General features: G+C 70.6%; 23 protein-coding genes and 2 pseudogenes. 9 read left to right on the forward strand and 16 right to left on the reverse strand.

Annotated elements, in window-relative coordinates:
- Positions 1-3: 3 nt before the first annotated feature.
- Positions 4-897, forward strand: coding sequence for an IS982 family transposase (locus tag GA0074694_RS13335; RefSeq protein ID WP_091457782.1), 894 nt, complete (start codon positions 4-6; stop codon positions 895-897).
- Positions 898-918: 21 nt separating this feature from the next.
- Here the strand turns inward: GA0074694_RS13335 and GA0074694_RS13340 are convergent, their stop codons facing one another.
- Positions 919-1,149: a hypothetical protein gene (locus GA0074694_RS13340; RefSeq protein WP_141714082.1), complete on the reverse strand. Its 231-nt coding sequence runs from the start codon at positions 1,147-1,149 to the stop codon at positions 919-921.
- Between the two features lie 12 nt (positions 1,150-1,161).
- Between GA0074694_RS13340 and GA0074694_RS13345 the strand changes: the two genes are divergently transcribed.
- Complete coding sequence (locus GA0074694_RS13345; RefSeq protein WP_091457789.1) at positions 1,162-1,818, forward strand: hypothetical protein; 657 nt, start codon at positions 1,162-1,164, stop codon at positions 1,816-1,818.
- Positions 1,819-2,606: 788 nt separating this feature from the next.
- Here GA0074694_RS13345 and GA0074694_RS31610 read toward each other — a convergent pair.
- Together GA0074694_RS31610 and GA0074694_RS34180 are read right to left on the reverse strand one after the other, a co-directional pair.
- Positions 2,607-2,777: a hypothetical protein gene (locus GA0074694_RS31610; protein ID WP_176737893.1), complete on the reverse strand. Its 171-nt coding sequence runs from the start codon at positions 2,775-2,777 to the stop codon at positions 2,607-2,609.
- A 164-nt stretch (positions 2,778-2,941) separates the two neighbouring features.
- Positions 2,942-3,274, reverse strand: a complete 333-nt coding sequence (locus GA0074694_RS34180; protein WP_091459114.1) for a group II intron maturase-specific domain-containing protein — start codon at positions 3,272-3,274, stop codon at positions 2,942-2,944.
- Between the two features lie 8 nt (positions 3,275-3,282).
- On the opposite strand from GA0074694_RS34180, the gene GA0074694_RS13360 reads away from it, so the two are divergent.
- Together GA0074694_RS13360 and GA0074694_RS13365 are read left to right on the forward strand one after the other, a co-directional pair.
- Positions 3,283-3,579: a transposase gene (locus GA0074694_RS13360; RefSeq protein ID WP_091458880.1), complete on the forward strand. Its 297-nt coding sequence runs from the start codon at positions 3,283-3,285 to the stop codon at positions 3,577-3,579.
- Positions 3,576-4,466, forward strand: coding sequence for an IS3 family transposase (locus GA0074694_RS13365; RefSeq protein WP_091457792.1), 891 nt, complete (start codon positions 3,576-3,578; stop codon positions 4,464-4,466). Before GA0074694_RS13360 ends, GA0074694_RS13365 begins: the two co-directional genes overlap by 4 nt.
- On the opposite strand, the gene GA0074694_RS13370 is transcribed toward GA0074694_RS13365, so the two are convergent.
- The 4 genes and pseudogenes from GA0074694_RS13370 to GA0074694_RS13390 all read right to left on the reverse strand — a co-directional run bounded on the left by GA0074694_RS13370 (position 4,463) and on the right by GA0074694_RS13390 (position 8,530).
- The gene (locus GA0074694_RS13370) at positions 4,463-5,170 is read right to left on the reverse strand and encodes a reverse transcriptase domain-containing protein (RefSeq protein WP_091457795.1); all 708 of its coding nucleotides are present in this window, start codon (positions 5,168-5,170) and stop codon (positions 4,463-4,465) included. The two genes, GA0074694_RS13365 and GA0074694_RS13370, sit on opposite strands and share 4 nt — an antisense overlap.
- Positions 5,171-5,768: 598 nt before the next feature.
- Positions 5,769-6,635 (reverse strand): annotated as a pseudogene (locus GA0074694_RS13380) (transposase); the annotation flags it as partial.
- A gap of 75 nt (positions 6,636-6,710) precedes the next feature.
- Complete coding sequence (locus GA0074694_RS13385) at positions 6,711-7,979, reverse strand: IS110 family RNA-guided transposase (protein ID WP_091457801.1); 1,269 nt, start codon at positions 7,977-7,979, stop codon at positions 6,711-6,713.
- Positions 7,980-8,140: 161 nt separating this feature from the next.
- Positions 8,141-8,530: a transposase gene (locus GA0074694_RS13390; RefSeq protein WP_141714084.1), complete on the reverse strand. Its 390-nt coding sequence runs from the start codon at positions 8,528-8,530 to the stop codon at positions 8,141-8,143.
- A gap of 315 nt (positions 8,531-8,845) precedes the next feature.
- Between GA0074694_RS13390 and GA0074694_RS13395 the strand changes: the two genes are divergently transcribed.
- Together GA0074694_RS13395 and GA0074694_RS13400 are read left to right on the forward strand one after the other, a co-directional pair.
- Positions 8,846-9,037, forward strand: a complete 192-nt coding sequence (locus tag GA0074694_RS13395) for a type II toxin-antitoxin system HicA family toxin (RefSeq protein WP_091457805.1) — start codon at positions 8,846-8,848, stop codon at positions 9,035-9,037.
- Between the two features lie 15 nt (positions 9,038-9,052).
- Entirely contained in the window at positions 9,053-9,493 is a 441-nt protein-coding gene (locus tag GA0074694_RS13400) for a type II toxin-antitoxin system HicB family antitoxin (protein WP_141714086.1), read from the forward strand.
- Positions 9,494-9,614: 121 nt separating this feature from the next.
- Here the strand turns inward: GA0074694_RS13400 and GA0074694_RS13405 are convergent, their stop codons facing one another.
- Complete coding sequence (locus GA0074694_RS13405) at positions 9,615-10,055, reverse strand: hypothetical protein (protein ID WP_141714088.1); 441 nt, start codon at positions 10,053-10,055, stop codon at positions 9,615-9,617.
- Between the two features lie 387 nt (positions 10,056-10,442).
- On the opposite strand from GA0074694_RS13405, the gene GA0074694_RS13410 reads away from it, so the two are divergent.
- The gene (locus GA0074694_RS13410) at positions 10,443-11,303 is read left to right on the forward strand and encodes a recombinase zinc ribbon domain-containing protein (RefSeq protein WP_091457815.1); all 861 of its coding nucleotides are present in this window, start codon (positions 10,443-10,445) and stop codon (positions 11,301-11,303) included.
- Positions 11,304-11,347: 44 nt separating this feature from the next.
- Here the strand turns inward: GA0074694_RS13410 and dacB are convergent, their stop codons facing one another.
- Positions 11,348-12,352, reverse strand: a complete 1,005-nt coding sequence (gene dacB / locus GA0074694_RS13415) for a D-alanyl-D-alanine carboxypeptidase/D-alanyl-D-alanine endopeptidase (RefSeq protein ID WP_091457818.1) — start codon at positions 12,350-12,352, stop codon at positions 11,348-11,350.
- Between the two features lie 403 nt (positions 12,353-12,755).
- Here dacB and GA0074694_RS13420 point away from each other — a divergent pair, with 403 nt between their 5' ends.
- Complete coding sequence (locus GA0074694_RS13420; protein ID WP_091457822.1) at positions 12,756-13,043, forward strand: adhesin; 288 nt, start codon at positions 12,756-12,758, stop codon at positions 13,041-13,043.
- Between the two features lie 88 nt (positions 13,044-13,131).
- On the opposite strand, the pseudogene GA0074694_RS13425 reads toward GA0074694_RS13420, so the two are convergent.
- From GA0074694_RS13425 to GA0074694_RS13455, 7 genes and pseudogenes are all read right to left on the reverse strand, one after another.
- Positions 13,132-13,911, reverse strand: a pseudogene (locus GA0074694_RS13425) (beta family protein).
- 62 nt (positions 13,912-13,973) lie between these two features.
- A complete protein-coding gene (locus GA0074694_RS13430) occupies positions 13,974-15,278 on the reverse strand; it encodes an ABC transporter substrate-binding protein (protein WP_091457826.1) in 1,305 nt (434 codons plus the stop codon).
- Entirely contained in the window at positions 15,275-16,450 is a 1,176-nt protein-coding gene (locus tag GA0074694_RS13435; RefSeq protein ID WP_141714090.1) for a hypothetical protein, read from the reverse strand. Before GA0074694_RS13435 ends, GA0074694_RS13430 begins: the two co-directional genes overlap by 4 nt.
- Positions 16,447-17,385 (reverse strand): zinc ribbon domain-containing protein, encoded by a 939-nt coding sequence (locus GA0074694_RS13440; RefSeq protein ID WP_091457832.1) that lies wholly within the window; start codon positions 17,383-17,385, stop codon positions 16,447-16,449. Before GA0074694_RS13440 ends, GA0074694_RS13435 begins: the two co-directional genes overlap by 4 nt.
- An 18-nt stretch (positions 17,386-17,403) precedes the next feature.
- The gene (locus GA0074694_RS13445) at positions 17,404-19,611 is read right to left on the reverse strand and encodes a serine/threonine-protein kinase (protein WP_091457840.1); all 2,208 of its coding nucleotides are present in this window, start codon (positions 19,609-19,611) and stop codon (positions 17,404-17,406) included.
- A 186-nt stretch (positions 19,612-19,797) separates the two neighbouring features.
- Complete coding sequence (locus GA0074694_RS13450; RefSeq protein WP_176737896.1) at positions 19,798-20,874, reverse strand: hypothetical protein; 1,077 nt, start codon at positions 20,872-20,874, stop codon at positions 19,798-19,800.
- Positions 20,760-21,875 (reverse strand): transporter substrate-binding domain-containing protein, encoded by a 1,116-nt coding sequence (locus tag GA0074694_RS13455; RefSeq protein ID WP_091457846.1) that lies wholly within the window; start codon positions 21,873-21,875, stop codon positions 20,760-20,762. Before GA0074694_RS13455 ends, GA0074694_RS13450 begins: the two co-directional genes overlap by 115 nt.
- Before the next feature lie 456 nt (positions 21,876-22,331).
- On the opposite strand from GA0074694_RS13455, the gene GA0074694_RS13460 reads away from it, so the two are divergent.
- Complete coding sequence (locus GA0074694_RS13460) at positions 22,332-22,730, forward strand: cupin domain-containing protein (RefSeq protein ID WP_091459118.1); 399 nt, start codon at positions 22,332-22,334, stop codon at positions 22,728-22,730.
- The last annotated feature ends 11 nt before the right edge of the window (positions 22,731-22,741 follow it).

Here is a 22,741-nt window from a genome sequence, read left to right on the forward strand (position 1 = left end):
GTTGTGACGCAAGATTCGGACACCCTCTTGACCGCACTCTACGTGAAGATCGACGACACCATCCGGACGCCCCGGTGGCGAGGCCGGCCACCGCTGCTCACCGACTCCGAGCTGGTCTGCCTGGCCGTGGCGCAGGTCCTGCTCGGTGCCCGTTCGGAGGCCCACTGGATCCGCTACGCCCGTATCCACCTGGCCGGCATGTTCCCCTACCTGCCGCAGCGATCGGGCTACAACAAACGGCTCCGCGCCGCCCTCCCACTGATCAAGAAGGCGATCCGGGACCTGGCCCGCGACAGTGACTTCTGGTTCGACAACCACTGGATCGTCGACTCCACGCCGATACCCTGCGGTATGTCCCGCCCCACCGTGCAACGCTCCGACCTGGCCGGCTGGGCCGGATACGGCTACTGCGCCTCACACTCCCGCTTCTTCTGGGGCCTGCGGCTCTACCTGGTGTGCACCCCGACCGGCATGCCGATCCTGTGGGCCCTGGCCAACCCGAAGATCGGCGAACGCGAGGTCCTCGCCGCGATGCTGGACGTCGAGGCCGGCGTGGTCGCCGAGCACGACGGGATCCTGCTGATCAGCGACAAGGGCTTCGCCTCCAAGCCGTTCGAGCGACAGTTGGCCGAGCAGGGCATCGAACTGCTGCGCCCGTCGCGCAAGCGGGAGAAGGCCCGCTACGGCGAGCCGATGCTCAAGAAGGTCCGACAACTGATCGAGTCGGTCAACGACACCCTCAAGGGTCAGCTTGACCTGGAACAACACGGCGGACGGACCTTCGCCGGTGTTGCTGTCCGTGTCGCCCAACGCCTGCTCGCCATGGCCGCCGCGATCTGGCACAACAACAAGACCGGCGCCCCCGTCACCCGGTCACTGATCGCTTACGACCACTGACCGGGTTTCGGAACTACTCGTCTAGGCCAGGACGTGCTGGCGGATCGCGGCGGCGCGGCCAGCGGTGGTCGGGACGCCGAGGAAGTGGACCAGCGCGGCGAGGGTGCTGGGGTGCAGTGGCTGGCCGGCACGGCGGCCGGGAAAGAGCCAGCGTGAGTCTTGGTTGGTGGCGGTGGACGGGTTGGCGCGGGGGCGTCCGGGTCGTGTCGAGTGGTCCCGCCGGAGGTTCGGCGGGACCACTCGTGCCGGCATCAGGGCAGCCGGATGGTCCTGGTGTTGGGGAAGCTGCCGGGGCAGGAAATCGACGAGCCCGTGCCGACCACGACGTATCCCGGTGGGATCGGCGAAACCGAGCAGATGACCGTCGTGCCAGAGGCCGCCGGAGTGCGGATGGTCCAGGTGTTGGGGAAGCTGCCGGGGCAGGAGATCGACGAGCCCTCGGCGATGATGACGAACCCGCTCGGGACGGCGGAGACCTTGCACATCACGGTGGTTCCCGTGGTGGACGGGGTGGTGATCGTCCAGGTGTTGGGGAAGCTGCCGGGGCAGGATATCGACGAGCCCTCGGCGATGATGACGTACCCGGCGGGCATGGGGGAACTCTTGCAGATGGTCGTTGTCGCCGCGCTGGCTGGCGTCGCGACCGTCACCGCCGAGATGATCCCGAGGGTGATGGCGGCCACCGTGACCGCCCCGAGGCGGCGCAGAGCCTTCGCAACCCGTCCACCTGTTTGCGAACGTCGCGGCAGCCGCCGGACCCGTTCCGGTCGAGTCATGCTGGTCCCTTCGATAGATCCCATAGCAGCGGAAGGTACTGCTGCTATTACTCGATGCGATCATGGGCTGAGTTCCCCGGGCTTCGCAATAGCTACCGTGATGGATGAACAAACGAAGTCGGCGCGGGCCGACGCACGGCCGTGACCTCCATCAACGCGATCCGGGACTAGCAACCACTCGTCAACAAACGTCCGCGACGTGCGCGGGCAGGCCGACAGGTCGTTGTCGGTCACCGACCAACTGGCGCACGCTGGCGCGTCATCCACCACCGCGCTGCTCACGACCCGGGCGGCGCAGCGCTCGGCCTCAGCGTTCAGCGCGGCCAGTTCCTCCGCAGTGATGCGGCCAGCTCCTCCGCAGTGATGTGGTTGCGGCAGGCTGGGCCCCAGACGCTTCCGATGATGGTGAAACCCTGCCGGCACGGCGTTCCGGTGCGCTTCGTTGGCCGTCCGCAGCGGTCATGTTGATGGAGCTTCACAGCCCTACTCCCGTCAGCGGGCTCTGGGTCCAACGGTCGACGTCTTCGATGTAGGCGGCCAGCGTGGGGGAGCCGTCCTTCCAGCCGCCGTGCCGGCCGATGCGGATCTGGTCGTGTCCGGCCTGACGTGCGGAGGTGGCGAAGCCGCGCCGGAGTGAGTGGCCGCTGAACAGCGATGCCCCGTCGACGCCGCAGTGAGCGCGGTCCGCTGGACAATGATGGCCGCGGCCTGCCCGGAGGTCCGGCCGTCGGCTGGGCCTCGGCCGTGCGGGGCGCGTCCGAGCTGCCCGTGCTTGTCGATCCGGCGAAACAGCGCCCCGGCGGTGACGCCCTGCTCGGCGAGGGCGGCCAGCCACGCTCGGGTGCTGGACAGCTACACAAGCGCGGGGCCGTTAAACACTGTTGCACCGCGAAGTGAACGGAACCTGTCAAGTCAAGTGAGACGTTTTCGTGGTCAGGTGTTCTGTAGTTCGGTGGGTTGAGCTGCTGGTTTGTTGATCCACACGGTGGTCGGTAGGGCTGGTGGTCGGGGTCGGCGGGTGAAGCGGTCGGGGTGGGCCCGCCAGGCGGCGTCGAGGGTGGCCTGCCGCTGGTCGTGCACGGCGCTGGCGGTGTCGTAGTGCACGGAGGCGGGGGTGTGCAGGCCGATCCCGGAGTGGTGGTTGAGTCGGCCTGGAGCGCGGTGCTGGTGTTGCCACCAGCCCGTCTCTCCAGGCCGCTCGCCGAACCCGCCGTGCGCCTCTCAACGCAACGGGCTCTCCACAAGTCATGTGGTCGTGTGGTCTGTCCTCATCCGCCCGCCGGCCAGGGGGTTGGGATGGCTGTTCCCCGGTAGCGGTAGCGCGTGGTGCGTACCTTCGCCGGATCGAACAGTTCCCGTTCCTGGCCGTGTGGCCACCACCGTCCGTCGCAGTAGCGGCGGCGGAGGTCCTTCCAGTTGGTCTTGGGGTGCTTGCGGCGCAGCCATCCGATAACCCGTGCCCAGGTGTAGTGGCTCAGGTAGTGGAAGGCGGCGTGCGAGACCCCGGGCCGGAAGTATGCGCACCAGCCCCGCAGTTGCCGGTTGAGTTGCAGCAGCGGGTGAGGTTCCCCCGATAGTGTGGAGGCCAGACCTAAGGGGATAGATGGTCATGGCTGAAACGAGGAGACGGTTCGACCGGGAGTTCCGTGAGGGCGCCGTGCGGATCGTGCGGGAGACGGGTAAGCCGATCGCGCAGGTCGCTCGGGATCTGGGTATCAACAACGGCACTTTGGCGAACTGGGTGGCGCAGGAGCGTCGGGCTCGGGGCGAGGCCGCCGCGGGTGGTCTCGGTGAGGACGAACGCGCCGAGCTGGCCAGGCTGCGTAAGGAAAACGCTGAGCTGGCGATGGAGCGTGATGTCCTCAAGCGATCCGTGGTCCTGTGGGTCAAGGAGGCGACGAAGTGACCGTGGCCCGCTTCGTCGCCGCCCAGAGGACCGAGCATGCCGTGCCGCACGCGGTGACCTGCCGGGCGCTGGGGCTGTCGCAGTCGTGGTTCTACAAGTGGCGTGACCGGCGACCCACCGCACGGCAGGCCCGCCGCGATGCCCTCGACGAGGCGATCCGGGCAGCGTTCGACGCCTCCGGCGGCACCTACGGCTCCCCGCGGGTGACCCAGGACCTGCACGCCGACGGGTGGCAGGTGTCGGTCAACACCGTCGCGGCCCGCATGGCGCGGCTGGGTCTGGCCGGACGCACCCCGCGCCGCCGACGCGCCCTCACCAAGCAGGGCAAACGGCCGGTGGCACCGGACCGGGTCCGGCGGCAGTTCACCGCCGTCGCACCGGACGTGTTGTGGTGCGGCGACATCACCGAGATCGTTACCGACGAGGGCAAGCTGTACCTGGCCACGGTGATCGATCTGCACTCCCGCCGGCTGCTCGGCTACGCCATGGGCGACCGGCACGACGCCGACCTGACCCAGGCCACCCTGAGCATGGCCGCCGCGACCTGCGGCGGCACCGTGGACGGAGTGATCTTCCACAGCGACCGCGGCAGCGAGTACACCGCCGCCGAATACGCCACCGCCTGCCGCCGGCTGGGTGTCCTGCAATCGATGGGCCGGGTCGGCTGCGCCCTGGACAACGCCGCCGCGGAGGCGTTCAACTCCACCATCAAGGTCGAGTACATCCACCGGCAGCGGTTCCGCACCCGCGCCGAAGCCCGACTCAAGATCGCCACCTGGATCGTCGATTTCTACAACACCCGCCGACGCCACAGCGCCTGCGATGGCATGTCACCCATCGACTACGAACGCTTCATCGCCCAAGCCCGCCTGGCTCAGGCAGCTTAAACAGCCCTCCACGCTTCCAGGGGATTGACAGCTCGCAGTTGGCCGTCCTCACTGAGGATGCCCGCCTTGAGGAACGCCTTGACCAGGGCCAGGACGCGCTTGTCCGCGATCCGTGCACGCACCCGACCCATCAGGGCCGTGTGGTCGATCTCGTCGAAGCACGCCGTGATGTCGCCCTCCACGATCCACTCGTAGCTCTTGGATGTGAGCAGGCGAGTCTCGGCGATCGCGTCATGGGCCCGGCGCATCGGGCGGAACCCGTAGGAACACGGGTGGAAGTCCGCCTCGAAGATCGGCTCCAGCACCAGCTTCAGGGACGCTTGGACCGTCCGGTCGGCCACGGACGCGATCCCCAGACGGCGGAGCTTGCCGTTCGCCTTGGGAATCATGCGCTCGCGCACCGGGATCGGACGGAAACTGCGGTCCTTGACCTGCGACCGTAGTTCGTCGAGGAAGTCCTCGACGCCTCGCACGTTCTCGACGTAGAAGACGGTGCGACCGTCCACGCCGGGCGTGCGCGCCCCCTTGTTGCCACGCACCCGCATCCACGCGGTCAGCAAGAACGCGGGGTCAGCAACGAGATTGAAAAGGTCATCAAACCCGCGATGAGGGTCTTCACGTGCCCAACGGTGCAGCTTGGCCTGGATCTCCAGTACCCGGCGCTCCGCCCGGTAGGCGGCGGCCTCCAGATCGTCGGTGTTCACCAACGTCCTCCCGGCATTCCAGCATCCTCACTGCCGACTTGCTGGCCCCCTTCGCCATGTGACCGGCTTTCCCAGCCTCGGACTACTACGGGGCCTCCGCCCCGCCCCACGGCCACCAGTCGGCGACAGACCTGCCCCCGAGACGGACTGGATGCCCGCACCAGGGGCGACCAGGGACGGTTCCCACGTTCACCACATGACCGATCGATCAGCACGGTGCCCAGCTCTATCCCGGCAGCATCGCCGCGGCTACGCCGCAGTCCTTCACCGCGGCCTCCGGACCGGCCGACGCATCCGGCCTCGGAGACGTCCCCTCGAACACCCAGGGGTACGAGCGCTGCAAACCGGCCCAGATCCACCAGGTTCGAGCCGGCACAACCATTACGGGACTTCAGCCGCTGGTTCACTCGCATTACACCCTCTGATCTCGCTTGCCGAACCCGGCCCGTCTGGCAGTTCCGAACCGTTCCGGCGTTGTCGGGGCCGCTTCCCGCCCTCCCCGGTGTCCCCCGGCTCAGGCTGCCCCCAGCTTCTACCGAGCCGCTGCGACGGCCCGGCGACGGTGGTCTTTCACCTCCGTACGGTCATATGGCGCCTCGTGGCGCACGTGTTCGTGGTTGTACCAGCCGAAGAACGTGTCGCAGAACGCGCGGGCGTCGGCCAGTGACCCGAAGCGTTCGGGGAACGTGGGGTGGTACTTCACGGTCTTGAACGCGGCTTCGGAGAATGGGTTGTCGTTGCTCACGCGCGGGCGGGAGTGCGATCGGGTGACGTGGAGGTCGGCCAGCAGCGCCGCGACGCGTTTGGAGGTCATCGAGGTGCCGCGGTCGGCGTGCACGACCTGTGGGACGCCGTGCATGGCGATGACCTCGGTGATGAAGTCGTGGGCGATCTCGGCGCTTTCTCTGGCGGCGACGTGGTGCCCGACGATGTACCGCGACCAGATGTCGATCATGACGTAGGCGTCGTAGTAGACGCCCTTGGTCGGGCCGGGCAGTTTGGTGATGTCCCAGGTGAACACCTGCCCCGGCCCGGTGGCGGTCAGCTCCGGGCGGGCCCGGGTGGGGTGTCGGGCCTGGCGGCGCCGGTCGACGACCTGATTGTTGGTGCGCAGGATGCGGTAGAGGGTGGAGATCGACGCCAGGTAGACGCCTTCGTCGAGCAGCGTCGCGAATGCCTCGGTCGGGGTGGTGTCGACGAACCGGTCGCTGTCGAGCACGGACAGGATCCGGGCGCGTTCGGCGTCGGACAGTCGGTTCGCCGGCACCGGCCGAGGCGTGGGTGCGTACGTCACCGGGGTGCGGGAGCGTCGGTGCGCGGTGCTGCGGGCGATCCCGGTCAGCCGGGCCGCTGCACGCGTCGACGTCTGCGCGGCCAGCAACGCCGTGTGGGCATCGGTCAGGGCTTGGTCGGCGTGGTGTCGGTGTCCGCGCTCTCGGAGATCTCGGCCAAGAGCGCGTGTGCTGATCCGAAAATGGACGGTGAGTGGGCAGGCGGCAGCGTCCCGGCGGAGCCGGGACGGGTTCTTGATCTGGGTCGGTCAGGCGGCTGGGGCGAGGGTGACGGTGTAGCCGAGGGCTTCGAGTTGGCGGATGTGGTTGCGTTTGCGGCGTTCGGGGTTGACGCGGGTGTCGTAGAAGTCGGAGCCGATGTCGTTGAAGCGGGTAACCGGGTCGCGGAGCAGGTGCCAGACGATGGTCAGGATGGATCGGCCGACGGCGACGATAGCGCGTCTGTTGCCGCAGCGTCGGGCGATACGTCGATAGCGTTCGCCGAGGAAGGTGTCGGTCTTACCGGCGGCGACGGCGGCCTCACCCAGGACTCTGGCCAGGTAGGAGTTGCCGTGGCCGGTGGAACCGGAGCCTTTGCTCTTACCCGCCGATTCCTTGACCCCTGGAGCGAAGCGCGCCCACGAGGCGAGGTGAGCGGGGGTGGGGAACCTGCTCATGTCGACGCCGACCTCGGCGATGATCACGTGAGCGGTGGCCGGACCGACGCCGGGAATCTCGTCCAGACGACGCGCGGACTCACCGAAGGGACTCATCTGCTGCTCGATTCGTTGGTTCACCTCGGCGATGTCCGCGGTGATCGCGTCGACGCGGGCCAGCATCCTGGCGAGCAGGAACCCGTGATGCTCGCTGAAACGCCCGACGAACGCGTCCTCCAGCTGGGTGATCTTCTTGCGTAACCGGCTGCGGGCCATCTGCGCCAACACCTTCGGGTCGCGCTGCCCGGCGATCAGCGCGGCCATCATGTCCCGCCCGGAGGTTCCGAAGATGTCGCTGGCCACCACGCTCAACTTGATCTGGGCGTCCTCCAGCAGCTTCTCGACCCGGCTACGTTCGGCGGTTCGGGCAGCGATTAGATCGACCCGATACCGGGTCAAGCCCCGCAGCTCACGGATCGGCGCCGGCGGTATGAAACTCGGCCGGATCATCTGCCGTTCGGCGACCTTGCACAGCCAGACCGCGTCGAGCCGGTCGGTTTTCGGACGTCCGGGTAGATGCTTGACGTCCTTGGCATTGACCAGCCACGTGTCAACGCCGGCTGCTTCGAGCAGGTAGAACACGGGTTTCCAGTAGTCCGAGGTCGACTCCATCACGACCCGGGTGACGCCCAGTTCCCGGAGCCGGTCGGCCATCGTCAGCAACGACCGGGTCATCGTGGAGTAGGTCGACACCTCCTGCCGCCGCCGACCCCCAGGCCCTTGACCTGGGATCCGAACGCAACACACCAGCTCGGCCTTGCCGATATCGAGCGCCGCGATCCGCTCGATGATCTCCTCGTTGTCCTGACTCGATTCCAGCACGCCAGTCCTTCCACCCGAACGGTCACAGGGCGGCCACCCGCGGGAGCTGCTGGAGTCGAAAGCGAAGCTGATCCGCGTGCTCGAAGCAACATTGAAGGGCCCATGACGCAGCTCCCCACACCCGACTTTTCCACGGCCTCGAAGACCAAGCGCACACGGCGTCAGCGAGCGGCCATGATCATTTTCAACCCGGAACGGGCCCGCTCAAAGAGCAGCAGAGGAACTTTTCCCATGATGTCCAACGCGGCCTCGGTCCGGGCGATCTTCCGGTTCGCCAGCTCCAACTCCCGGCGCAGCCGGGCGATCTCGGCCTGGTCCCCACTCGGGCGGCCGACGCTCTGACCGGGCTTCTTGCCCTCGAGCAGGCCGGCGTCACGGGCGCGACGCCACTCACTCATCAGCGACGAGTACAAGCCGTTACGGCGAAGGTAGCCGTTGCCGTCCCCCTCGGCGACGGCCTGCTCGTATCCGGCGAGCAGCCGCAGCTTCTCCGCCACCGTGAACGACCGACGCCGCCGTGGCCGATCTGCGCGAGGTCCTTCACTGGTCATGGCCCCATCGTGCCCGACGGACAGTTGCGCGCTGGAAATCGTCATCGAGAGAAGATCCATCCTCGCCCCGGGAGGGCTACTTGCTCTGAACCGCTGGTCTCACCCAACCCTGACACCCAGGGAGCGGGCGCGCATGCTGCCACCGCCCACACCGGCCGCGTCAGGAATGAGGAGGTCGGCCGTTGAGAGGTTGGCTCGTGCCCGCGCCGCCGGTCTGCTGCCGCCAACATCGCCCGGCGTTCCTACCGGTTGACCTGCCCAAACACGCGTCCACCTTGCTAGACTGAACTCGTCTACCGAACTAGACTTGAGGGCATGAAGCGGGCGGACCTCCTCACGAAGCTCAGCAAAGCCGCCGCCAACGCCGGCATCAGCTTTGACTTCGTGCGGGAAGGTGGCAACCACACCATCTACCGGTACGGCTCGCAGCAAGTCGTCATACCCCGACACAAGGAGATCAACGAACTGACCGCGCGGGGCATCCTGCGCGACCTCGGCCTCAGGTAGAAGGGACTACCGCCGATGACGAAGTACACCGCCGTATGCGTGCGCTCAGGGAACTGGTGGTCGATTAGTGTGCCCGAGCTTCGAGGTGTTCACTCGCAGGCGCGCAGGCTCGACCAGGTGGAGGCCATGGCCCGTGAAGCCATCGCGCTGATGCTCGACGTGTCGCCGCGCAGCTTCGAGGTTGAGGTTCGGCCCGAGATTTCAGCCGAGGTGGCGGCAGCACGTCAGGCGCGGGCCAGGCTGGTGGAGGCCGAGAGGTCAGCGGAGAAGGCGACGGTGGACGCGGCGAAGACGCTGCTGGAGCAGGGCTACACGGTGCGGGACGCCGGTAGTTTGCTCGGGATCTCCCCGCAGCGGGTGTCGCAGCTGACGTCCTCTGGCTGTAAGCCACGCAAGGAGAACCGCAAGCGCAGCGCGGAGCGGACGCCGAGCCGGAAGCGGCGGGTTGTCTCCTGACGCGCGTGTGAATTGCGATGGCCCCGGCCCGGTGGTTCGCCACCAGGTCCGGGGCCAAACTACTGCGACTGAGACGGAAGGGGCCGGGCGCATGTGGCGAGCCCGACCCCTCCGAACCCTGTCAGTGCCCGTATGGCAGGTAGCCGTCGCTGCGCAAGGTTGCCAGCATCTCGTCGTCGCGGAGGTGATCTGTCGATGGCCGGTTAACCGGGGGAACGAAGTTCGACACCGGTACGTCGTACCAGCCTGCCGAGACGATGGCGTTCATAGCGATCCTAGCGGCGCTCTCCCGCCGATCTGGCCCCATCTCCGTGGCGATCTCAACGGCCGGCAGCAGCCCGCTGTTTCGGATCGTCAGGGCGATAGCAGCGCCGTCCGGGTCGAGCTTGCAGAGGAGTTGACGGGCGGTGGCCAGGTCGTGGCCAAGCCCGCACAGGGCCACTCCCACAACGTGCACCGTAAGCGCCGGGTCTGCCGCCACCGCCCGGCAGTGGTGCGTGGTGCACGGCGGGCAGCTGTCCCATGCTGCGGCCAGGGCGTCGAGGAACGGACGCATATCCATAGCCTTCATGCTTCCGCTAGGAGCACGCACGCCGTAGTCGACGGCGTAAAGCGTTTATCTCCAACCTGACTCCTGTCGGTCGGGGATGCTGGGAGGGGCTGCTGCCGGGCCGCTGCCCGCAGGGACGGTCAGGAACGCTGGGGAAGAGTGTCTGCCACTCGGCGGAGTCGGTCACCGAGTGATCCTGCCGTCCGCTGCGAGTCACCTCAACGACCGGTCATTGTCGCGTTACTGGTTGCACGCGCCGGGAAGGTGTGCGTTGCCGGCTTGTAAACCAGCGGCACACCTGCGGCAAGAAGGCTCCGGATCACGGGGCAGCCACCGCAGCTTGCGATAGTGCCGTCACCGCCGTGAGCGACACCGGTGACACCGAGCTTCCGTCCGAACATGAGGACCCGCCGGAAGAGGTCCCAAGGTTTCACCGCCATAGCCCGCTGGCTGAACGACCACGGACATCAAACCACCTACGGCTGCCCGTTCCGCTACCAAGCCGTGCAGCTCATGCTCGACACGGGCTTCGGGGCCGGGTTCTTCGTGCACCGAGGCCAGCTTCTACAAGGCGTCCACGATCCCGTGATCACCAGCAAGGAATGGGCGGACTACCTAGCAGCGAGGGAGACCCGGTCGGTCATGCCGTCCAGGTCGAAAGCCTCTCCGCACGTGCTGGTCGGCCTGGTCAAGTGCGGGGAATGCTTGACTGCCCTCACCGCCCGCCCCGACCGGCGCGGCACCATGTGGTACCGGTGCAAGTCACGCAGCGAGCGGGGCTGCCGCAACGGCATGGTGAAGATCGCGGACGTGGAAGCTGACGTGTTCGCGTGGCTCACGCAGTTCATCGGTGACCTGGACGCAGCTACCCGCACGGCGCAAGCCCAGCAACGGCGCTGGGACGTCGCCGAAGACCGCGCTAAGAATCTGCGCAGACAGATCACCGAGCAGGACAAGGCGCTCACCCAACTAACCGTTGACCGGGCTAGGCAGCTTGTCCCCGAGCACGCCTACAAGGCTGCCGCCGACGAGATTCAAGGTGTTCGCGACCGGCTGGCCGCCGAACTTGACGAGGTGCAGCGGGAGGTTCAGCCGATCCGCCGGGTTGAGCCAGCCGCCTATCACGGTCTGATCGAGGAGTGGCCGACGCTGCCGGTGCAGGCGCGGCGAGATGCGTTGCGGAAGCTGATCTCGCGGGTGCGGGTGTGGTCGAAGCCGTTCCGCGTCGAGGTGGACGACACGTGGAGCCAGGTTGCCTGAGCGTTTTCGCTGGCCAGAGGCTGTTTGTCGATGCGTGTTAAGGGTCACCTCAAGAGCTTCAGGAACGGCACCATCAGCTCGGACAGCGGCATCGAGTCGTGACGGGCGATGCCGGTCGCGCTGGCTGGGGTCGCCCGTCCGAGCACGGTCCGCCCCAGCACCTGTACGCCCTGCCGGCGCAGCGCCGTGCGGAACACGTCGGCGGCGTACCCGGTGGGTTCCCAGACCGTCACCCAGTCGCTGGTCGGGGCGGCGCCGACGGCGACCTGGCCGGTCACCACGACGGTGTTGGTGCCGTGCTCGTGGTCGAAGGAGACGTTCGTCGTACCGGTGGCAACGGTGGTGGCGCGGTTGTCGATCCGCACGTACCCGTTCGGCGGGGTGAGGCTGATCTGCGGACGTTCCCCGGCACCCGCCCCGGGTGTCGCGGTGACGATCACCGTGCCCGCGTCGTAGTCGGTGTCCGGGGCGACGGTCAGCGCGGAGACCTGGGCCGCGTAGTAGTAGGGCTCGTCGTCCCAGGTCCAGTCCGGGCCGAGTCGGGTGGCGTCGTAGCGGGTGTCGTCGGCGACCAGGTTGCCGCCGACCACCCGGATGCCGGCCGCCGCGACCCGGGCGGCGAGCGCGTCGTAGTCGGCGGCGAGCATGGTGGGGTCGCCACCGCCGCGCAGGTGGAGGTCCCCGGTGAGGACGGTGCCGCGTCGGGCGCCGGTGTGCAGGACGTCGGTGGTGAACCGGTGCCCCGCACCGAGCAGCTCCATGGCGGCGGCCGAGGTGAGGAGTTTGGTGTTGGATGCCGGGATCAGCCGGCGATCCCCGTTGCGTTGGTAGATGGTGTCCCCCGTGGTCGCGTCGGCGACCACCACGCCCGCCTGCGCGCCGTCCAGTCGGGCGTCGGCGAGGATCGCGTCGATGGTGGCGCTGAGCCGGGTCTCGGCGGGGGCGGGGGACTCGGCGGTGGCCGTGGGCGCGGCACTGGTGGTCGCGGTGGCGAGGGCGGTGGCGAGAGCGACCAGCGCGAGGGCCCGAGGGTAGCGACGACGTTGCATCCGTCGATGCTGTTATGGAGGTTCTTTTCAGCACAGCTCCGAGCGCGAAGATTTGTGCCGTGCCGGGTGCGGCCCCGCCTACCGGATGGACCTTCGCAGTCCGGCGGTGACCGGCACGTCCGGGACGTATTGGCCCGGACCGCGCGGATGACCGGAGTCCGCTTGACGGATCTCTCGGCAGCGGGCACCGTTGGCCGGAGGGGGCGGTACGAGTTGCCCTGTTTGTAGCGAGTGGCGGGCCCGTGCTCCGGGCCGCCCGCGTACCGGAGGGGCCCGTTCCTGGCGGCCCCGTGTCCGGACGTGCCGCCGGGTGGTGTGACCGGGGCCCCGCGACCGGCGCTGGTCCGACGGGACCGATCGCCGGCCACCGGCGACCACCCGACCACCAGTGAGGAGATCCGCCATGCTCACCATGACCGACAACGCCGTACTCGTGATCCGTGACCTCGCCGCGCAGCAGGACGTCTCCGACGCCGGTGGGCTGCGCATCACGGCCGACCTGGACGCTGGCTCGCTCGCCGTCGAACTGGTCGGGCAGCCGGCCCGGGACGACCAGGTGGTGGACACCGACGGTGCCCGGATCTTCCTCGACTCCGACGCCGCCGAACTGCTCAACGACACCTCCGTCGACGCCAGCGTCGACGAGGAGGGGGTGGTGCAGTTCGGTTTCACCGAGAAGCCGGCCCACTGACCACCGGGCGACGCTGCCCGGCGCCCCACTGACCACCGGGCCGGCTCCGCCCGGCGGCCGGTGAGGACCGGGTCGCCGCCGGGCGCCGTCAGCCGGTCCGCCCGGACTCGCCGCCCCGCGACGGCCAGGCCGGTCGTCCGCCGTGGCGCGGTCCGCGTGGCCGGTGGCCGTCGGGGCGCTCCCCCCGGCGATCGTTCGCAGACGACGGGGGTGGTCCGGCCGGCTGCCGGAGCGCGGCCAGCACGTGGGCCAGGTGGTGCGAGGTCCCCCAGGCCGCCCAGCTGGTCGCCGAACCGGCCCCGGCGGCGCCCCGCGCACGGCGCAGGATCTCGTGGTCGCCCCAGGAGAAGCCGGCCCCGGCCCTCGGCCAGTGCGGCGCGGCGACCACCGCCCGGCACAACTCGGCGACCCGGTCGTCCCCCCGTCCGCCCCGGCGGGACCACTGGTAGATCCACCAGGCCCCGTCGGCGGTGTACCGCATGCCGGGCAGCCGCTCGGGCGGGCCGGGGGTGGCGGTGCGGATGCCGTAGTCGGCGTAGCCGACGCCGAGCCCGGTGAGGTTCTGCCAGAGCCGTCAGTCCCAGCGCGTCAACCGGACCGGCTCGCCGTCGGGGAGTCCGGGCAGGGCGGGAGGCATCGCCCCGGCCGCCACCGTCACCGATCGCCAGGCGTGCCGGCGGGCCCAGTCGACCAACCGGCGCACCCGCGGCTCGGCCGCGCGCAGATCCGCCATGCAACAGACCTCGCCCGCGTCGAGCAGCAGGTCGCACTGTTCCGGCATCAGTCCGGTACGCCGCCAGATGCGTTCCACGGCCGCCGTGGCCGCGTCCGGGCCGCACGGGCCTCCAATGTATCGAGCGATGACCATGTCTCACAGCGCCGTTCGGCTGATCTGCCGGTCAACCGGTGGCATCGCGCCCGGCCCATGGTCTATCGGCTCAGGCAGGGCAGGTCCAGCCATTCCTCGTCCGGGATCCGGTCCCGCACGGTGTCGAGTTCGCGGAGCAGGGTCGCCAGGTCCCGGGGGTCGTCGAGGTGGTGCAGGACGGCCCGGTGGAACGCGGCGGTCATCGCCGCCGGCATCAGGTCCGACGCATCCCGGCAGAGGGTGCCCCGGGTCAGGGTCCCGGCGATCCGGCGGGACACCGCATCCGGGTAGCTCGCCGGATCGGTGCCCCGGTTCAGGGTGAAGGACAGGCCACCGCTGGCCTCCCGCCAGACCTGTCGCGCCCGTTCCCCGGCGAGAAAACGGATCAACTCGCGGGCCTCCGGAGTGTCCTGGAACATCCCCACCACGTCCTCGGCGATCTCGGTGGTCGTGGCGGTGCCCCCACGCGCCGCGAACGGCGGGAACGGGAAGAAGTCGAACCGGTCCGGGGCCTGTCGCCGGTAGTCGCGGACGATGTAGGAGCCCTGGTGGTCCAGATGGCACTCCGGCCGTTCGGCGAACATGCCGAGACCGGCGACGTTGAAGCCGGTGAGCAGGGCGTTCGGGGTGCTCCGGCCGGCCCGGGTCACCTCGCCCCACGCCTGCCAGACCTCGCGCATCTGCGGCGAGTCCCACGGCAGGTCGCCAGCCGTCCACGCCTGGTATGTCGCCGCCCCCCACCGGTGCAGGAAGAGGTCCTCGATCCAATCCGTGCCCGGCCAGCCGGACAGCGGTGGCGCGCCCATGCCCAGGCACCACGGGGTGCGCCGTCCGCCGCTGAACGCCACCAGCTCCTCCCAGGTGGCCGGCGGACGCCGGGCCAGGGTGGGGTGCCGGTCGGGCGCGTACCAGACCAGGCTCTTGGGGATCACGTTGACGGAGAGCCCGTAGACCCGTCCGCCGAGGGTGACCAGCTGTGGCTCCAGATCCGTCCGCCGGTCCCCGCCGAGCACGTCGTCCAACGAGTGCAGCTTGCGGCTGGGCACGTACGTCTGGAGGTCGTTGAGCCGGGGCAGCACCGCCACGTCGGGCGGGGAGCCCCGGTCGACCCCGGAGCGGAGCACCTGGCTGACGTCCCGGGTGCCCCGGTAGTCGACCGTGATGCCGGTCCTGCGCTCGAACTCGTCGAGCACCGCGACGAAGGCGGCGGCCTCGGTGTCCGGGGGTTTTCCCCCGTCGTCCGCGGGCGCCTCCGACCAGGAGGCGATGACCGTGACCCGTCCGGTCGGGGTCGCGTCCGCGCAGGCGACGACGCCCCCGACGGCGAACAGGGCCGGGAGCAGCAGCAGACCGATTCGGCGTCTCATCGTTCGTGGTACCGGTATTCATCCAGGCGCGGCTGGAAGCCGAGCAGTACGGCCACCGCGGCACAGAGCGCCGCGACGGACAGGACGATCTCGCCGCCGAAACTGTTGGCCGCCCGGGTGGCCCGGTCGATGGCGACGTCGCCGTTGGTCCGTGCGTCGCCGGCCGGGTCGGCGGTGGTCGCCGCCGGTTCGGCGCGACCCTTCGGCCCAGCCGGTTCCGTGCCCCCCTTCGGCCCCGCCGGTTGCGTGTCGCCGTCCGGCGGAGCGCCGCCGGCCGCGGTGACCAGGTCGATGGTGCGCGGGCACCCGTCCCGCCCTCCGCAGGCCGCCTCGAGCCGGTCGGTGAGGCGGTCGGTGTCCCCGGCCGCCAGCAGGGCCAGCTGCTCCCGGCGGTGCCCGTCGACCTCGCTGATCGACTCCCGGGCGGCGGTGAGCTGCCCGGCGGACCAGAGGCTCGACGAGGTGGCGACGCCCATCAGCACCACGAAGAGGGTCGCCAGCAGCAGGGGGGCGTTCAGCCGGCGGCGGAACCGTCGGCGCAGGAACCGCTGGGCCCGTACCAGCAACCCGACCAGGACGAGCACCGGCAGTAGCCAGACCCCGGCCGCGGCCGGACTGGTCCACACCCGACCGACCTGGTCGTCCAGGGCCCTCAGCTGGGCCTCCCGGAGCCGGTCCAGCCGGAGCAGGAGTTCCTCCAGGAGGCTGGCGGCGTCCCAGAGCGAGGCGGTGCCGAGGGCGCTGTCCCGGTCCTGCCGGAAGTGCACGTCGGCCCGGGCGATCAGGCCGGTGTAGGTGACCAGGAGCGCCTCGACCACCTGGATGTCGCCGCTGCCCGTCTCACCGGCCGCATTCCGCTCGGCGACCTCGGCGAGGTGCTGTCCGGCGGCGGCGATCCGGTTCTGGTACTCCTCGCCGGGGCCGCCGAGGAGTCGGGTGCCGTCGGAGAAACCGGCCAGCGCCGCGCCGTGCGCGGCCCGGAGGGCGACCTGGGTGTCGTAGACGGCCAGGACCGACGGCACGGACTGCCGGGCAACCGCGTCGGCGGTCCGGTGCACGACGAGGAAGACCGAGAGGCAGCCCGCCAGCGCGACCGCCGTCGCGACCAGCAGGGCCCGCCGGTGGCGCCGCAGATCCCGCCGGGTGGTGCTGGTCAAGGTGGCCGCGCTCACGCCGGCACCGGTCCCGGCACGTCGAACTCCGTCCCGCACCGTTCGCAGTACCGGGCGCCCGGTGGTGACCCGCGGCCGCACCGGCAGGTCCGGACGGCGCCGCCGGTCGCTCCCGGCTCCGCCGGAGGCGGGCCGTCGTGCCGGGGGTACGACCAACCGACCGGCTCCGGCCGGGACGGGTCGGCCCGCCCCGGCACCTGCCCCGGCGCAGGATCCTCGGCGTCGACCAGCAGTCCCAGCTCCCCGAGCCGGCGGGTGTCACCGGCCACGGCGGCCAGCCTGACCGCCCGCCCCAGCGGGCCGGCGGCCGAGAGGTCGTCGCTGTCGTGGCCCTCGCCGTCGTCGACGACCTCGCGGCTCCGATCCTTGCGACCGGTGTCGTACGCGGTTCGGGGGTCGACCTGACCGGGCAGGGTCGGGTCGTCCGTCCAGCGCACCAGCGCGGCCACCGGGGGCGTCTGCGCGGTGTCCGCCACCATCAGGTCGATCCGGGCCGCCAACAGGTCCTCGTCCCGGGGCCGGTCCGTGCCGTCCACGGCCAGGCAGAGGTGGTACTCCCGGCGTTCCTCACCCCACGAGCCGGTCGGGTGGTCCACCGTCCGGTCGTCGACCGGTACGCCGGTCAGGTCCCGCACCGTCGGGTGGACCTGCCGGCAGAACAGCACCCGGTTCGGGGCGACGGTCCTGATCCGTAGCCGGACCTGCGGCACCACGATCGCGGCGGCCGTCGGGGCGACGGGCATCCCGGTCGGCGGGCGGGCCGTCGACTCCGATCCGTCGACCAGAGCGAGCCGCGGCCGGTCCGTCCCGGCCGCCGGCCGCCGGTCCCGGGCGCGTGCCGTGACGGTGAGGATCCCGTGCAGCTCGCGGTCGGCGGGGGAGAGGAGGTGGTCGTACTCCAGGTGCAGGTCGAAGCCGAGGGGGACGGTCGACACCGAATCACTCCTCACGCGTCACAGCAGGGTCAGGGGACGGACGGTGTTCGCCCGGTCGAGCAGCACGCCGTGGTCGTTGCGGTTGCGGGCCTGCTGCCGGGCGAGGCCGCGGAAGGACCGGGCGAGCCGCCGCCGCAGGGCGGTCTCCGAGGGCGGTTCCCCGAACGTCCCGCCACCGTCCAGCCCGTCCGGTCCGGTAGCCAGGATCCGTTCCAGCGCCGCCTCGAGAACGGTCGTGGTCAGCCGGTCGCGGGCCTCGCCGTGCGGGCTGCCGCCGTCGAGCCGTAGCTCCGCGAGACGTCCGACCGCCGCGTTCAGCGACGCCGCGTCGGGTGGCTCGTCACCGAGCCAGGTGGTGAGCGCCCGGACGGCGGCGATCCGGGCGGTGTCGTGGTGCCGGGAGAAGCGGGGGACGCCGTCGAGGGCGGCCACCGCCCCGGTCCGGTCCCGCCCGGCCAACCGGAGCCGGGCCAGACCGAACGCGGCGCTCGCCGTCAAGCGGTCCCGTCGCCACACCGCCTCGTAGTAGCGGGTCGCCCGGCCGGCGTGACCGGTGTGCTCGGCGCAGTAGGCGAGGGCCAGCTTCGGCGCGATCTCCCCGGGGAGTTCCCCGTACACCTGGTCGAAGAGGTCGCCGGCCCGGGAGACGTCGCCCTGGGTGAGCGCGAGCAACGCGTGGTGCCAGGTCATCCGCCAGTCGACCGAGGCGTCGTCGCCGAGCTGCCGTTCGGCGGCGGTGAGCGCGTCCCAGGCGCGGGGCGGGTCGCCCAGCTCCAGCCGGGCCCGGCACCGGGCGAGTTCGATCTCGACGGAGGGGGTGTCGAAGGCGTCGAGGCCGTCCAGCAGGCTCTCCGGGTCGAGCGCCCCGACCGTGGTGAGGAACTCGGCCGCCGGGTCGCCGGACGCGGGACGGGGCACCGGCAGACCGGTGGCCACGGCAGCCGGAGCGGGCTGGCCGTGCGCGCGCAGGATGCTGGCCCCCGGCCTGGTCCAGTGCGCCAGCGGCGGCACGGCGCCGAGACCCGCGTCGAAGAGCGTGGGGGTGGGCGAGAACACGGTGGAGGACGCGGGCTGCTCGTGCACCGACCGGGTCGGCAGCAGCTCGTGCAGCACTCCCCGGATCTGCTCCGACATCTCGGTCGCGGAGGCGAAGCGGCGTTCCGGCTCGGCGTGCCGTGCCCGCCGCACCAGCCGGAGGAACGACTCCACCCCGACCTCGGCGGCCGGGGCCCCCGGCCCGGGGACGAGACCACGGCTCAGCTCTGCCAGCAGCACCCCGACCGAATACAGGTCGGAGCGGACCGTGGCGCCGTGCGTCTCCACCTCCCGGTCGCTGACCCGGTACAGCGGGGTGCCCACCAGCGGGCTGGACCGGTCGTCGACCCGGCGTACCCCACCGAGGTCGATCAGCTTGATCCGGTCGGCGGTGCGGATCACGTTGCCGGGGTGCAGGTCGGTGTAGAGCAACCCACGGCGGTGCAGGTAGTCCAGCGCGGTCAGGATCTCGTGAGCGTACGCGAGGATGTGCTCCAGCGGCAGCGAGATGTCCGGCCGGGCCGGGTCATGGGCGGCCCGGCAGAGTTCGGCCAGGGACATCCCGTTGAGGTACTCCATGACGAGGTAGCTGGCCTGCCCCCCGAAGAGCCGGTCCGGGGCGGTGACGAAGTTGAAGATCCGGACGATGGTGGGATGGTCGAGTGTGGTCAGGTAGCGCCGCTCGGCGACCTCCACCGCCAGCGCGTGCCGGTCGGTCTTGTTGATCAGCCGTTTGAGCGCGACCGGGTTGTCGTCCAGATGGGTGTCCCTGGCGAGGTACACCTGGCCGAGGCCGCCCCGGGCCAGGTAGCCGACGACCTCGTACTGGTCGGCGACCCGGTCGCCGCGCTCCAGGTCGGGCACGAAGGCGAAGGGTGTCTGGCAGCGGACGCAGAAGCCGTGGTCCAGACGGTCCTTCCCACCCCGCCCGACCGGGCCGCCGCAGCGGGCACAGAACCGCTGGTGCTCGGGGACCACCGGGTCGCGCAGGACCCGCTCGTCGGTCGGGAACTCCAGCACGGGGAGCGGAACCAGATCGGCCACCGTCCAGGTCTCGCCAGCGGCCGGCGGCGTCGTCCCGGACCCGCGCCGGGGCGACCGGTCGGCGCGGCGGGGGGCCAGCCCGCACCGGTCGCAGAAACCGGTCTCGTCGACCGTGCCGGTGCAGTCCGGGGTACGGGTGCAGAACATCGGGCGGACCCCCCGTCGGACTCGTCGCCGGACCGGTCGTCGAGGGCACGGCGCACCTCGTCGCCCTACCCGTGGACCGCCCCGGCCGGGCCGGTCCGGAGCAGGTCGTGTGCCCGACGGTACCGGTCGCGCCGCGCGATGTCCCCGGTCAGTTCGGCGGAGCAGGCGACGACCCGGACGTGCCGGTCAGGATCGGGGGCCCAGTCGGCCGGAACAGCGCTGGTCCGGCGGGGTGACCGGTCGGCGGGGCATCATCCAGTCCAGGGCGGTCTCCTCCACCGGCCAGCCGTGCACGCTGACCACGCTAAACGGGACCCGGGCGGCCCCGGAGCAGAGGGTCTGCGTCCGGACCCGGCTGTTGGGCAGGAACCGGATCACGCCGCCCCGGTCGAGTACGACCGTCGAGGTGTCGGTCACCGTGATCAGGTGTCCGAGCACGACGCCGGCCGCCGGGCCGGTCTCCGTCGACGCGACCTCGATCGCGGCGGTGGGCAGGACGGGCACCCGCAGGAACACCGCCCCCATCACCAGCGGAAGCGCCGCGGCGACGGTGTACGCCAGCCCGTGGGTCAGGGCCGGGGCGGCCCGGCGGGGGAGCGGGCCGGTCAGCACGCCGGCGGCGGCCGGTGGTACGGCCAGGAGGGCCACGGTGCTCCACTCGTCCGCGCGGACCGCCGCCCAGATGGCCGGCCCCAGCACGGCGTACGCCACCACGGCCGCCGCCACCGGCAGCCCCACGCCGACCAGCATGATCCGCAGCGGGCGGTCAGGGTAGAGGTACCGGGTGCGCAGGGCGAGCAGCCAGAGGGCGAGCATCAGCAGGGCCGGGAGGAACCGCAGCTGCCAGGTGAGCGCGGCCAGCGACACCGCGGCGGTGAGGACCCAGCCCGGGGTACGGGCCGTGCCGGAGGCGAGCAGCGAGCGCTCCGGGTCGAACTGCTCCGGCGCGCTCAGCCGCAGCAGCCGGCCGAGCACCCCGACCACCAGCACGCCCAGCGGCACCGCCCAGACCAGCGCGATGAGCAGGGCACTGAGCAGCCCGAGTGGGCTGACGTACTGCACCAGCAGCAGCATCGTCGAACTGTCCTGCCGGCTGAGCTGCCACAGCCGCAGCACCAGCAGCAGGACGGGGAACGCCGGGACGAGCGTCAGCAGCCACTGCTGCGCCTGCCGCGCCCCTGCCGTCCGGCGCGGGCGGCCGTCCGTACCGGGGCCACCGGCGGTCCGGGGTGACCCGGCAGCGGTAGCGCGAACCTCTCCCACGGCCACTGCCGTACCTCCACCTTCCTCGGCTCGGGCTGCTGCTCCTCGGCGACCGACTGCGGCCGGTTGAACGGCTGCTGCCAGCGGAGGTTGTCGTCGTACGCCTCCTCCCAGACCTTGTCCTCGTCGTCCTTGGCGGACGCGTGCAGAGCGAGGTCGACCAGGTCACGCAGGGCCGTGTTGGGGCCGGTGTTGACGCCCCACCGCTCCTGTGGTGACGAGCCGATGTCCCAGTGCCGCAGGGGCTTGACGTTCTTCAGGGTGGTGGGGAAGGCGTCCCGGTCCTGGCTGGAGGTCACGAAGCCGGCCAGGATCGCCGCGTCGGTGGTGACCGCGTCGGTGCGCCCGTCGTACAACTCCTGGACGCACTCGCTGATCTTGTTCCGGCCGTACGCCTCGGCGCCCACGTCGCGCAGCCGGTTCTGCGAGGTCGAGGTGGTCAGCGTGCACACCCGCCGCCCGCGCAGGTCCTCCAGGCTGCTGACCGGGCCGGGCTCGTCCGCCAGGGTGACCACCGACTGTTCGGTGTGCAGGTACGGCGCGGAGAAGGTGGCGCCCTCCCGGGTCCGTTCGTCGGTGACGCTGTACGAGGCGATCACCATGTCGACGGTGACGAACCGGTTGTTGTAGGGGGCCTGTCGCCGGGCCCGATCCTCGCTCTCGATCGGCAGCAGCACCACCTTGCTGCGGTCGAAGTCCAGATAGCTGGCGATCATGTAGGCGATGTCGATGTCGAAGCCCCGCCAGCCGCCCCCGGGCAGCTGCAACGCGATGCCGGGCTGGTCGTCCTTGACCCCGATGAGCAGCTCCCGCTTGCCCTTCATCCCGGCCCGCTCCATGAGCTCGTCGCGGGTCGGGGGCCCGGTGTCGAGCACGACGGGGACCAGGGCCACCGCCAGTACGGTCAGCACGACCGTCAACGCCACCAGCCGGAGTTGTCGCGATCGGGTGCTCGACGGGGCGGTCGTCGTCGCCGCGCTCGGCTCAGTCTCCTGACTCAAGCTCGTTCCTCCCGCTGCCGCACCGGTGACCGGCCCTCCATTGTGGGGTCTGCGGGTTCGGTGCGGACAATCGCGTGCCGGGTCGCCGCAGGCGGGTATCCGACTCTCGTCCCGACGGCCGAGGTGGGGTCGGTGGTCTCGTGGTGTGGGCGGCGCGGTGCGTGTGGTGTCAGCAGGGGCTGGCGGAGGGCCGGCAGCCGACGCCGGACATGAGCGCGCGGCGCCGTTCCGAACCCCGCTGCGGGGTCGTCACGTCGCCGCGCTCTGGCCGTCTCCCACCGTCGCAGCCTGCGGCGGTACGCCAGCGGGGACCTGGCTCGACCGACCTCCGGCGTGCCGCGTCGGTCAGCTTGCATGATGCCCCTTCCGGGAGGCCGCAAACCTGACCGCTGTGGAAAAGTCCTCCATTGTCCAGGTGGCGGCGTGACCAGGGTCGGCACCGGGTATGGGCAGGACATGGAGCACTACACGATCGCGACCGTCGCCGAGCGGAGCCCCGACTTCCGTCGGGTCCTGTGGACCGGACAGCAGACCCAGCTGGTGATCATGACGATCCCGCCGGGTGGGGAGATCGGCGAGGAGGTCCACGAGGACACCGACCAGATCCTGACCTTCGTCAGCGGCACCGGCGAGGCCCGGGTCGCGGACGAGACGAAGGCCGTGAACCAGGGCGACCTGGTGGTCGTACCGGCCGGCACGAAGCACAACTTCGTCAACACCGGCCCGAACCCGCTGGTGCTGTACACCGTCTACGGCCCGCCCGAGCACGCCGACCAGGTCGTGCACCGGACCAAGGAGGAGGCCGACGAGATGGAGGCCGCCGGCAAGGACGAGCCGCCGACCACGGCCCAGTAGCCCCCGCGCGC

Origin of the sequence: Micromonospora inyonensis (assembly GCF_900091415.1) — a bacterium.
Taxonomy (GTDB): domain Bacteria; phylum Actinomycetota; class Actinomycetes; order Mycobacteriales; family Micromonosporaceae; genus Micromonospora; species Micromonospora inyonensis.